The sequence below is a fragment of the Agrobacterium vitis genome (assembly GCF_037039395.1).
Taxonomy (GTDB): domain Bacteria; phylum Pseudomonadota; class Alphaproteobacteria; order Rhizobiales; family Rhizobiaceae; genus Allorhizobium; species Allorhizobium vitis_E.
Window position 1 is genome coordinate 21,971 of sequence record NZ_CP146245.1, and the last position, 11,579, is coordinate 33,549.

Genomic DNA, 11,579 nt, shown 5'->3' on the forward strand with positions numbered 1-11,579 from the left:
GCATCCGAACTCTCGTAAAAGTAAAGGGCCATGACCCCGGCACGGACAGAACAGACTTGACTAAGTCGCAATCAAAGGGCCGATTGACAGCGACCCTTCCAGCGCTCCTCGCTGGTTTGCCTATCGGTGGCCGCTACCAACAAGGCATTTTGCTAGGTGTCATCGGTGCTGACTGGGACGACGGGGAGGTCTGCTTAAACGTTGAAGGCTCTAAGCGCGAATGACAGAAACGACAGTTGACGACAACTTGATGTCTTAATCTTCAAACAGTTTGTTCAGTACTGACCGCAGGAGAAAGAGAGCGGACAGACTACCGCAGATTGCTCTTAAATTTATAAGTTTTTCTCTTCAGTATTCAAAAACAGTAATCTTTTTCTTAGCTGCGTCGGAAGATGGCCAGACCAACGCTTTGATGATGCCGAAGCTGATCAATTGTGCCGTAAAACTACAAATGAAACAGAAAAATTCTTAATCGTCTCCACCCGAGTAGCATATTATCCTTTGATGAACAAAGGAGCGATATCATGAGAAATTCGAGTTTGCATGATGCATCTGGGAACGACGATGCACAGGTACCCCACAAAACAGAATTGCTTGATCTGCCAGACCTTGTGCTGACGGAAGTTGCCAAACGTCTAGCGACTGACAATCCAGTTGAGTCCGCGGAGAATATAGCTAATTTTAGCAAATCCCATCGCTCGACAAGGGACGTGGTTCGAACGGAACCTTTAGAAAAATTCTCGTCACGCCTTAAGATCCTGGCGCCACAGGCGAAACTGTTGTGTCATGCCGTGCGGCAGGCAGCAACACTGCCGGATGGAGAACAACTAAGTGAAGCGCAACTATTGCAAATGCAAAATGAAGTCGCAATTCGCCCAGTCTTAGGCGTAGCGTATACCCATCACGACGGCCAACCAGGAGAGAGTTTGTCAGGGAACGACCTGAACCGTAAAATTGAGAATATTCCTGATTTGGTCTTCAATGTTGCGGAACCCATTATGTTTAATGAGATCTCCGCTACCGAGGTGATGGCAAAAGTTCGGCCTATCGCCAGATCGATCAAAGAGGCCCACGACAATGCGCGAGCGGAATTGATGTCGGTGGAAAGGCCTCGAGGAACGCGCGGTCTATGACTATATGCGCTCTTCGACGCGCGCCTAGAAGGACCTGCTCGCACTCTTCTTAAGACTGGCGGGTTGGGTACACGCGGCCTGATCTGATGGGGGCCAGGTTTTGCGACTTGGTGCTCGCGACCTTTCGTGCGTCTGAGTAAATCACGGGGAGATGGAGCCACAGACAATGCGGCGCCCGCTCTTCCGGCGTGGCCAAGGCAATGTGTAATTTTGTGGAGCCCGTTATGAAATCTTTCCCAATGGGCGACGATGATTGTCCCTAGCACTGCCATCGCGCCGCCGAGGATGGTGTAGATGGATGGACTATCGCTGAGAGAAGCGAAGCCAAACAGCGTTGCCAGGGAGCGACGAGATAGAGGAAATTCACCGCCATGCCCGCCGGCGATTTGCCAGGTCCGTAATCGCAGGCGAATTAGGCGAGGAGGGTCAAAACACAACGCTAACCCTGTCGCTGCCTTGGTAGAAGACGAGGCCTGCATGAACTGCATTGCCGTCTCCGGTGCCCATGACAGCAGCAACAGGTTGGCCGAACATCCCAGCCATCCGAACAATCTGAAGCGCTCGCCTGGTATTTCCATGCGAGAAGCACCGTCATGATGGAGTAATGTTGGAGATGAAAATGGCCGGCGGTGCGCGAATCAAACAGGATGAGAGGCTTATATCGATCGCATATATGTTCGACTTTGCCCTACATTCCGTGCGAGATGCGCACTGGCGGTGGCGGACCTGATGACGGGCATATTTGACTTCCGCCGGTTCTCGTGGCCATCGTACCAGCGCAAGAGCTGAGACGGCGGAGACTTCGCTCTATATGATGATCGATCTCTGCTGTACCGAACGCAATCTGTAGATGCATCTAATCAGCCGCCTCGGACGCCAACTCCATTGTCATAAAAGTCACGGACAATAACAAGACAGTCAGCAAATTCGACCTCAAGGCAAAGCTCGCGATACTTGCGGACAACAACAGAATGTCTATCAAAACGATGGTGGCTAAATTCGTCGACTATCAAATAGTCGACTTTCCGATCAATGCATAATTGCACGCAATCTCTTACCTGCAGCTCTGACTCACAGATATAGACAATTGTGCACGAAGATGAATTCGACGGCTTTTCCCGTCTAACCGACACGCGCCACGGTCTCATCAACATGTTTTTTGCTGATTCAAGAAATCTACACATCAATGCTTGGCCCTCTTTCTGGGACGGCATATTGGTGCATTGAGCTGTCCTAGCAATCCATGTTGGAAAAAACCGGGTTTCAACTGAAACACTGAAGTTTTTGTGGCAGGTTCCGGCAGAAACAAAAAGCAAGGCGACATAGATCGCCGGTGTTCCAGACGTTCGTGAAGGTATCGATCTCCCGTGTCGCCTCGAGTTCGCATGGGAGGGCGAAAGATGGCGTGCTCGATTTCATGGTCGAGCTGCTGCAAATTCTGTCTTTAACTTAGCTCGCCGTCACGAGGTGGTGTGCGTGGATCACCAGATACTTCTTAGCCATGTGATTGAATTCGGTAGCGTTGTATAACGAACGACGTCGCTCCCCAGTATCCCCCAGCAGCAAACCGATCGCGGGCGTTACTGCTGAAACACAGTTTCTGTTTAACCAGCATTCAGGGAATGATAGTCCTGAAGCGAGATCGCGGCCAACAGGGACAATTCGAATATCCCTGAATATATTGTTACAAAATCGGTATACTGAAGAGATGTGTTTTGTAAACCTGTATTGATACAGCATTATCTAAATATAGATATCGTATTAACATGATATATATAATGACAATTGTGCGTATATACAAATATGGAAAGTATGTATGGCTAAAAGTGACGCTTATAGGCTAATAATATTTGATTTTGATGGTACATTGGCCGACAGCAGCGCCTGGATGATAAGCGCTCTGAGGGAAATGTCCGAACGACACCGATTTGTAACGCCCAGCGACACTCAGATTGAATATCTGCGTGGCCTTTCAGTTTGCCAGGTTTTGAAATGGCTGAGAGTACCGGTATGGCGCGTTCCTCTGATCGTGAGAGATTTGCGTAAACTGGCTCGCGAAGCAACGTTCGATATGTTCCCTAGGACAGAAAAGGTCTTATTTCTCCTCCAAGATCAAGGGGTGGAGCTTGCAATCTTAAGTTCGAACAGCATTGAAAATATTCAGCGCGTGCTCGGGCCATTGGAGAGATACTTTGCTTATATAGAGGGTAGCTCGCCGGTATTTGGGAAGGGCAAAAGGATCAATAAGATACTTCGCCGGTGCAAAAAGTCCCGGAATGAAGTCCTTCTTGTCGGAGATGAGGTTCGTGATATTGAGGCAGCGACGAGTCAAAACATTGCCTCCGCGGGAGTTACGTGGGGTTATGCCAAGAGAGAGGCTTTGGCCTGCAGCAATCCCACTCACATTCTCGAAGATATTGAGGATTTAATAGACTTGAAACCTCTATAGAGAAGAAGAACAACTCTTGCAGTGCTAATGCTGTTATATTTACATTGAAATTACTTCACATGTCGGGGCTTCGGGCTGAAAGCAGATGTCGTCAGATTTGCCAGCAGTCGTTCAACGTCCCCCTCATCGGCGGTACCGCGCATCTTTTAAGCCAACGGAGTGATCGCCTTGGAACGGCAGTCACGGCATCCGTTCGATTGCGCTAGACGGGATTATCTGGGGTCATCATTGGTGAGCGGGGCGGTTTGAGTACCGCAAAGCCGCGCAGCCTGCGTCGGCAGAAGCATATTACAATTGAAATGAAATACGGCGAACCTGAAATGACCGGTTAACTCACCTCTTACAAGATTTGGGAGCGAAGCGAAATCTGTTGGCTCACTAAACTTGGCAGGAGCTGTTATGCACTCAACCAGATTGCGAACAAATGAAGTTGCGGTCGCGCTACCCGAAGACGGTGACGCATCGCTTTTCTTTGTTGGAAAGATCCGGACCCCCTGGAAAAGTCGAGCTGACACTCCTCGGCAGGGCAGTGAATCGGGGCCACTATGCACGCTTGAGATTTCGGAACCTTGGGCCTTGGCGCTGAAGGGTGTCGAGGTGTATGCGAAGCTTGAAGTTCTTTATTGGCTGCACGAGTCACCGCGCGATATTGTCCTACTAAGTCCCGCTGACGATGGAGAGATTCACGGCGCTTTCTCTCTGCGATCACCTGTGAGGCCCAATCCGATCGGAACGTCGATCGTGAAGGTGGAACGAGTATCTGGAAACTCGATTGCCGTACGTGGCCTTGACTGCCTGGATGAAACACCGCTGTTGGATATCAAACCGGATCGCTCGTTATCAAAGCCGCTAGCCCCAGTGAGGAAAAGTCCCTCGGTTCCGGCCGCCTGACTGGCATGATGCACCACCCTTCGTTCCGCAGAGAAAGCCGCGGGTCGAGATAGGCATTTACGGTGAACTAGGTTTTCGCGAGGTTTCGGACGAGCAGCGCAGCGACGGAAGCACACCTTTTGCCAATTCCACCATCATTGCAGAAGTGGCTGCTGCTGCAAACGCGTTCAATCGAATTGATGAACTTGCGGCATGGGCTCCAGGATTTCTCCGAGGCGAGTAGTCGCGACATTCCATTTATCCCGTGAGTTTGAGCTGTTAAGACTGGACTTAAGAGCCCACTGAGCAATTAATGCGATATAAACGTTTTGCTGAAAGTACCGGAGCGGCGTTTCCTTCCAAAGTGTGCTCAAATTGTTCGTTTTCGATCGGAACTGTGCTGTTAGGCGGTTAAGGGGATGCTGGGGATCGACAACGTTCGCCGTGAACTCTACGGCCCCTTGAGCAGATGGAACTGCAACTCGCGGCAGACCCGAATGAAGACGAACTTGCGGCTGAAAGTGCAGCCAAATCCTCAGCCCTCAAAGCGTTCGAGCGCAAACGCCCATCACGCAAACCATTTTCTGAACATCTGCCGCGCGAGTGCGGCCACGGCCCCTCCTTCTATGTGACGTCCCGCGGACGCACCTTGTCGAGAAGTAACTGGACAACCTACGCGTATTGGGTTCGCCCCGTCACAGCACGATTGATGCGTTAACTGCCGGATTTGCTTTAACCCTCAAATGAGTTTTCGTCGGATTGCCAGCGCGGTAAGATGCGCGTTGGGCAGACGTCGAAGCGCTTCATGGTTTCGCGAAGCTTGACGCGGACGCTGTTGTATTTGGCGCCTTCCACGTCAGCGATTTCTTCCATCGTCTTGCCCAAGGCAATCCATCTCAGATAGGTCGCTATCCTTCGGATCGAGCCATACGGCACCTTCCGCACTGGGCGTGGTGCGAAGGGATGAAATACGGGCATGGATCTGTCCAATGGTCGCCGCTACTGCAACTGCATCGATCTCACGATCGAGATCGATCGCGGGCTTCTCCGATGCCAGTATGCCCGCGACCGCTCGGCCAGATGCGGACTCATGGCGTAGGTCCCGCACCATGGCATGACCAGCGCTGCCTCCGTCGGCGCGGACACCCATGAGCAGAAAAGCTCGCTTCTGCACATTTCGCGGTGGCGACCTCGACTGCTCCCTGGAGCGATGATCTCCTTCATCAAATGAACATCGAGCGGCGTTCGGAACCGCTCAAATTTCTGTTGGGGGGAGGGGCGATGTGAACGTGCCCATGCAACCTCTCACCCTCAGACCATCCACGCGCTCGACGCCGCGAGCAATCGGCAAAAACAGCTGGATCTGGCTGAAGTGTGAAGGGGTCAACAAAACAAATCATTCATGCCAATTTCTCCCGCCATGAGTGAATCAAAATACTGCCGAATTGGAAAAACCATTAAATAAGGGCGAAGCTAAGCACTCTAAACGTTATTAATGTCTTAGGCGTGTCACGAGGCCTGAGACGATGCGCTTAGACAATCCATTGAAATCATTATCAAAATGATGCCCCCACTAAAGCCAATAACTTCGGCGCCGGTCTGCCGGAGCGATGGGCAAGCATTATTGCGGTCATCGCGCCCGTACATGCATTGGACGATTGTTGGGTCAATCGATGTGAGGTCATTCAGAGGATTGCCGCCTTTACCTTCGGTTTCGAGTTGAAGCCAGCCCCTGAGTGAAACGACATAGTCGACCTGATGTGACAATGCCAGGAGGGAGATTTGCTTAACCTGCATTCTTTGCTCGTGGGTAAGCCGATTGAAGCTTGCTGGCATGACGTCAGCGCCGAAGGAATATCCTACAAGTAAAACATTCTGCACGCCGAAAAGCTTGGTGTAGACATCAATTAAATGTCCAAGATCTGCCGCAGTTCCGCTTGGAGACCGTTCGGACCAAAAATAACGGAGTGAATTGACGCCAACGACGGGAATCCCTTCCGTCTGCAGATAGTTAGCAATCTCTTCGTCGATATTCTGCCATCCAGCATCGCCAGAGTAAAAGATCGCGACCGTGTTCTTGGTTGGATTGGCGCTAAACACGCGAAGAGGAATCCCTAGTCGATTTGCGCCTCTATTCGACCACATGACATGGTTGACGCGTTGGTTTGCGTATGCGGAATTTACTCCGGGAATAAGTGTTAACGCGAATACCAATAACAACTTTATTACCATGTCGAGACCCTGCGTCAGTTGTTAACCTGCGTGTCGGATATGGATAATTTCCAACTGCTGTTTCAAGTTGATGTCGGCTGTGTTGTGAGTTGTTACAGATGAAACAGAGGCAGATAATCTTACCAGCGATGGATTAAACTCGCGGCCAGGTGGCTCATCAAAGGACGGCGCCACTGCCAAATCTTTGGTGATCAACAAGGTGAAGCCTCTGGCTGGCTGGGGACGAATGAAAATTTCCGTCTATATCAATGTTTTGGCGCGGGCTCTCCGCCAGAACGCCGAATTGCTTCCGAAGCATGTCTGCTCCAAAGTCCTCATCGCGCCTCTGGCCTTTGCCCCACCTCAAAAGCCATGCGGGCGGACGCCGAAAAATACTCAACTCTCCTTGGCGTCCACATCGGCATAACTGGGGCAGATCTCAAACAATGACTTGCGATCCCAGTTCGACCACGCGGTTGGCTGGCAGGCTGAAATAATCTGACGGCATTGCGGCAGCATTTGCAAGTACGATGTAAAGTCGGTCCTGCCAGTAGGGCATACCCGACTTGGCATCCGGCAGGAGCTTACGGCGACCGAGATAGAAGGAGGTCGACATGATGTCGAACTTCAATCCGGCCTTGCGCAACGTCGCCAGGGCTTGAGACACATTATGCGGTTCCATGAAGCCGAAGAGCAGTTCGACGCGAGAGAAACGCTCGGAAATCTGTTCTATCTTGTAACGGGCGTGGCTCGGTACACGCGGTTTGCTGATCGTGCGGATCGTCAGGATGACGTTGCGGTCGTGAAGCACGTGGTTGTGCTTGAGATTGTGCAGCAAGGCGGCGGGGGCGGACTCCGGATCGCCGGTCAGGAAGATCGCGGTGCCCGTAACCTGGGCCGGCGAATGTTCACCCTTGCGCTCGATCGAGCTAAGGAAGGAGGCAAGCGGAATATCGGCGTGGCGGGTCTTTTCCATCAGGATCGCCGTGCCGCGACGCCAGGTCCACATGACGACGGTAAAGGCGGTGGCGATCATGATCGGGATATAGCCGCCGTCGTGGATCTTCAAAAGGTTGGCGCCGAGGAAGATCATTTCGAGCACTACCAGTGGCACGAGCGCGATCACCGCAACCGGGAGCGACCAGTTCCAGCGGGCGCGGACGAATTCGAAGGCCATGATCGAGGTGACGACCATGGCGCCGGTGACGGAGATGCCGTAGGCGGTCGCCAGTGCGTCCGATGTCTTGAAACTCAGAACCAGGAAGATGACGCCGATGAACAGCACGGCATTGACCGAAGGCACGAAGATCTGCCCGGCATTGGTTTCCGAGGTGAACAGGATTTCCATGCGCGGCAGGAAGCCGAGGTTGATGCCCTGGCGCACCATCGAGAAGGCGCCGGTGATGACAGCCTGGCTGGCGATGATCGTCGCGGCGGTCGCCAGGATGACGACAGGCAGCAGCGCCCATTTCGGATACATCAGATAGAAGGGGTCGGACATCGTCCCCGGATTGCCGAGAACGAGCGCGCCCTGCCCGAGATAATTCAGCGTCAGCGACGGGAAAACCAGCAGGAACCAGGCCCACTGAATCGGACGACGGCCGAAATGGCCAAGATCGGCATAGAGCGCTTCCGCGCCCGTCACCGTCAGGAACACGGCGCCGAGCACGACGACGCCATCGAAGCCCTCATGCAGCAGGAAGCTGACGGCATAATAGGGATTGAAGGCGGCCAGAATGCCGTAGTCGTCCGAGATATGAGAAATGCCGGCAGCGGCCGTGACGAGGAACCAGATGGCGGTGATCGGGCCGAAGAACTTCGCGACGGCGCCGGTGCCACGTGATTGCACGACGAAGAGCAGCGCCAGGATCACCACCGAGATCGGCACGATATAGCCCGCGAGGCGGGGTGCGACGAGCTTCAGACCCTCGACGGCCGACAACACGGATAGAGCCGGGGTGATCATCGCATCCCCGAGGAAGAGGGAGGCACCGATCAGGCCGAGCAGCATCAGGATGGCGGTATGGCCGTTGGCGGTCTTCATCAGCAGGGCAAGTAGCGACAGCGTGCCGCCCTCGCCGTCGTTGTCCGCGCGCAGCAGGAAGAGCACATATTTGATGGTGACGATGATCGTCAGCGCCCAAATCATCAGCGAGATCAGGCTGATGATCTCGAAACGGGTGGCGCCGTCATGGACCACCGGCTTCAGCGCTTCGCGAAAGGCATAGAGCGGGCTGGTGCCGATATCGCCGTAGACGACACCGACAGAACCCAGCGCAAGACAGAACCGCTTTCGCGGCGTCATGTGGCGTTCGTTCAGATGGCTCTCTTCGGACATGAAGTTGCAACAGGCTCCTTAGAGCCAGCCTCTTTTTCCCACATTGTTTAGATCGCCTAACGCAAAAAAGGCGTTCGTAGAGGCGGGCGATCATTGACGCGGCGCTGTTTTCCTCGCTGATGCGAGCGTTCGTTGAGGCCTTATCTCACAAAGTCAAAATACAAGGAAAGTTGAATCGAACTTCATCTGTAATGCATAAGAAGTAGCAGATGTGTCGGCCGAATTGCTGACTTGAGGGGGCTCTTCGGAATCCTAAAGCGGCAGATTCTCGGCAATAGCCAGATATTCCTTATTTGACAATCTTGATCGAAGACAAAGCAGCACGCTCGACCCGCCAGCCAATACGCCTTCGATCGACAAAGATCATGCATTTTGCCGAGGGAGCGAAATTTGGTTTCGTTTGTAACAAGCGACCACCAGTCAATTGAAGTCCGCAGTACGTTTAAGATAGAAGACGGCTGAAGGCTTCCTTTTGAAATGCTTGGATTGACCGCCATGTTCGTACGAGCCGATGCTCTCTCCAGCGTAAAGCCTTCTGCCACCAACGTCATGTCGCAGAGATTTCGTGAGCTTAAAGTTGAGCATAGGGACTTCGTCCGCCTTAAGATCGGCGGGCCAGATTTAGATACAGCCGACAACATCAAAAAGGCAGCCATCGACGCGATCAACCTCGGCGAGACGAAGTATACACCGGTTTCCAGCAGTCCTGGGCTGCGCAAGGCGATCGCCGCCAAGTTCAAGCGCGAGCACGGCTTCGAATATTCCTGGAGGCAGGTGATTGTTGTCACCGGCGGCAACCACTTCCTGTTCGACGCCTTCATGGCGACGCCGAACCTCGGCGAGGAAGTCGCCATCTCGGCGTCTTACTGGGTTTCCTATCCGAAGATGGTGACGCTTTGCGCCGGTATGCTGGCTTTCGTTTCGGTCACGCACGAGAACAACTTCAAGATCCAAGCCGCCGATCTCGAAAAGGCGATCACGCCGAAGACCAAGTGGTTCATCTTTCACTTGCCTTCCAACACGACGGGTGCCGCCTATGCTCATGACGAGATGAAGGCACTGACCCAAGTGCTCGTCAGGCATCCGGCATGTTTGGATTCTGACCGACGACATGTACGAGCACTAACCTATGGCGACTTCAAGTTCATCACGCCCGTCGAAGACGAGCCCAAGCTTTACAACTCCACGCTGACGATGAACGGCGCCTCCAAGGCTTCTGCGACTAAAGATCCTCTCGAGCAGGCCTGTCGCCGCATCCAGCGCTTCTGCTCGAATTTTGCCAAAGACTATATCATCTGGAGGTTGCTATGAGTGTCGAAGTCCCTCAAGAAGCGTCGGAAGAAGCCGGATCAATCAGAGCTGCCTTCCTCGACCCGGACAATGTTAGTGTCTCAGACTTGGATCGCTGTGGCCACGCTATTTTCACCGAGTGGCGGCCAAAGCGCCCCTTCCTTCGTAGGCAGGACGGCGTATATCTTGTTTTGAGGGCTGACGATGTATTTGGCTTGAGCAGCGATCCGCGCACCCGTCAGATAGAGACGGAGTTGATGCTCAATCGTGGCGTCAAAGAAGGAGCAGTTTTCGACTTCGTTCGCTTCAGCATGCTTTTCTCAAATGATAAAACCCACAGCAGGCGTCGCTCTCCTTTTACCCGGACTTTCGCATTTCGCATGATTGAAAACCTGCGTCCGAAAATAAGGCAACTGACCGAGATCCTTTTTCAAGATTTGAAAGAGGTTGGTTCCTTCAACTTCGTCGAAGAATATGCTTCTAAGCTCCCAGCCGCTGCTATAGCAAGCGTGCTAGGTCTTCCGCCAGGCGACGTTCCTTATTTTACACAGCTTGTCTATCGGGTTTCCCGCTGCCTGAGCCCTTCATGGCGAGACGCAGATTTTTCAGACATGGAGGCTTCAGCAGCAGAGTTTAAAAACTATGTGCAGGCGGTGATTGATGATCGTCGAAACGATCCGCGCGATGATTTCCTTTCATCGTTCATAAATGCCACGCGAGAAGCAGAAGATCTCTCATCCGATGAAGGGGTCGTGCAACTGATGCTGATTATCTTGGCTGGAAGTGACACAACCAAAACCGGCATTACTGCATTGATCGGCTTGCTTTTGCGACACCGACAGGCATGGGAAGCCCTATTGAAGGATGAGACTCTTGTGCCCGCTGCCGTCGAGGAGGGATTGCGTTTCGAGCCACCAGTCGGATCTTACCCAAGGATCGCACTCGCAGATATTGACCTTAATGGGTTCCTGCTACCAAAAGGTAGTCTTCTCGCGCTTTGCACGATGTCTGCGCTACGAGACGAGAAACACTACCTACACCCTGAACTTTTTGATATCCACCGCAAGCAGATGCGCTGGCATATGGTTTTTGGTGCGGGTGCACATCGATGTCTTGGCGAAGCGCTGGCTCGTTTAGAGTTGCAGGAGGGACTTGCAACAATACTCAGACATGCTCCCGCTCTCTCTATCGAAGGGGCGTGGCCGACGTTACATGGTCATGGAGGGGTGCGTCGAATTGCGGAAATGAGAGTTTGCATCAGGGGGGAGAATTGAAACCGGGGCCTCGT

7 protein-coding genes and 2 pseudogenes are annotated in these 11,579 nt (G+C 52.8%); 6 read left to right on the top strand and 3 right to left on the bottom strand.

What is annotated here, in order from left to right; genetic code table 11:
- Positions 1 to 524: 524 nt before the first annotated feature.
- The 4 genes and pseudogenes from V6582_RS26805 to V6582_RS26820 all read left to right on the top strand — a co-directional run.
- Entirely contained in the window at positions 525 to 1,133 is a 609-nt protein-coding gene (locus V6582_RS26805; protein ID WP_032489116.1) for a hypothetical protein, read from the top strand.
- A 1,816-nt stretch (positions 1,134 to 2,949) separates the two neighbouring features.
- Positions 2,950 to 3,582, top strand: a complete 633-nt coding sequence (locus V6582_RS26810) for an HAD family hydrolase (RefSeq protein ID WP_060716566.1) — start codon at positions 2,950 to 2,952, stop codon at positions 3,580 to 3,582.
- A gap of 399 nt (positions 3,583 to 3,981) precedes the next feature.
- The gene (gene tsaA, locus V6582_RS26815; RefSeq protein ID WP_081088910.1) at positions 3,982 to 4,473 is read left to right on the top strand and encodes a tRNA (N6-threonylcarbamoyladenosine(37)-N6)-methyltransferase TrmO; all 492 of its coding nucleotides are present in this window, start codon (positions 3,982 to 3,984) and stop codon (positions 4,471 to 4,473) included.
- A gap of 433 nt (positions 4,474 to 4,906) precedes the next feature.
- Positions 4,907 to 5,056, top strand: a pseudogene (locus V6582_RS26820) (hypothetical protein); the annotation flags it as partial.
- Positions 5,057 to 5,191: 135 nt separating this feature from the next.
- Here V6582_RS26820 and V6582_RS26825 read toward each other — a convergent pair.
- The 3 genes and pseudogenes from V6582_RS26825 to V6582_RS26835 all read right to left on the bottom strand — a co-directional run.
- Positions 5,192 to 5,512: pseudogene (locus V6582_RS26825) on the bottom strand (transcriptional regulator TraR); the annotation flags it as partial.
- Between the two features lie 449 nt (positions 5,513 to 5,961).
- Complete coding sequence (locus V6582_RS26830; protein ID WP_197434487.1) at positions 5,962 to 6,552, bottom strand: AcvB/VirJ family lysyl-phosphatidylglycerol hydrolase; 591 nt, start codon at positions 6,550 to 6,552, stop codon at positions 5,962 to 5,964.
- Between the two features lie 550 nt (positions 6,553 to 7,102).
- Positions 7,103 to 9,001, bottom strand: coding sequence for a potassium transporter Kup (locus tag V6582_RS26835; protein WP_060716569.1), 1,899 nt, complete (start codon positions 8,999 to 9,001; stop codon positions 7,103 to 7,105).
- Between the two features lie 495 nt (positions 9,002 to 9,496).
- Between V6582_RS26835 and V6582_RS26840 the strand changes: the two genes are divergently transcribed.
- Together V6582_RS26840 and V6582_RS26845 are read left to right on the top strand one after the other, a co-directional pair.
- Complete coding sequence (locus V6582_RS26840; RefSeq protein WP_197433943.1) at positions 9,497 to 10,312, top strand: aminotransferase class I/II-fold pyridoxal phosphate-dependent enzyme; 816 nt, start codon at positions 9,497 to 9,499, stop codon at positions 10,310 to 10,312.
- Positions 10,309 to 11,565: a cytochrome P450 gene (locus tag V6582_RS26845; RefSeq protein WP_060716570.1), complete on the top strand. Its 1,257-nt coding sequence runs from the start codon at positions 10,309 to 10,311 to the stop codon at positions 11,563 to 11,565. Before V6582_RS26840 ends, V6582_RS26845 begins: the two co-directional genes overlap by 4 nt.
- The last annotated feature ends 14 nt before the right edge of the window (positions 11,566 to 11,579 follow it).